This is a genomic window from Streptomyces sp. DH12 (assembly GCF_020873895.1).
In the GTDB taxonomy this organism is placed as follows: Bacteria; Actinomycetota; Actinomycetes; order Streptomycetales; family Streptomycetaceae; genus Streptomyces.
Genome location: NZ_JAHWGT010000704.1, coordinates 1 through 513, shown reverse-complemented (window position 1 = coordinate 513; position 513 = coordinate 1). Strand labels below are relative to the sequence as shown.

Genomic DNA, 513 nt, shown 5'->3' with positions numbered 1-513 from the left:
GCGCGGGCCTGCGAGGCCGCCAGCGCTGCCGGGCGAGGATGCGGAGCAGCTGGGTCTGGGCCTGTTCGCGCTGGGCGTTGCCGTCCGGAGTGCCTGCCGGGGCGGTCGGCCAGTGCGCGTCCATGTCCGGGTCGTCGGTGGCGTCCTGAAGGGCGCGGACCAGTCCCAGCCGGGGGAAGGAGTAGGGGCGGTAGGAGGCGGAACGGTCGCCCCACTTCCGGCTGTCGCCCAGGTCGCGCAGAAGCCGCACGGCCTGGGCGGTGGGGTCCAGGTCCGGGTCCTCCTGCGGCGGCTCGGTGGGCGCGACGGCCAGACGCGTGCCGTGGCTCTGCTGTCCTTCGCGCAGCTCGTCGACGAGTTCCGTCACGCGGTCGTCGTCGGCCGCGTCCTCCGCGTGCAGCACGATCACCGGCATCGGGGGGTCGCCCGCGCGGAAGTCCTGGATGAGCGACTCCAGTTGCCGCTGGACGTCGATCCCCGCCCCCGTCGACATGCCCTGGTGGCCTCCCGGAC

Annotated in this window: 1 pseudogene; it reads right to left on the bottom strand. The window is 74.5% G+C overall.

What is annotated here, in order from left to right:
• Positions 1–493, bottom strand: a pseudogene (locus LPA54_RS36615) (ABC transporter substrate-binding protein); the annotation flags it as partial.
• Positions 494–513 lie beyond the last annotated feature (20 nt).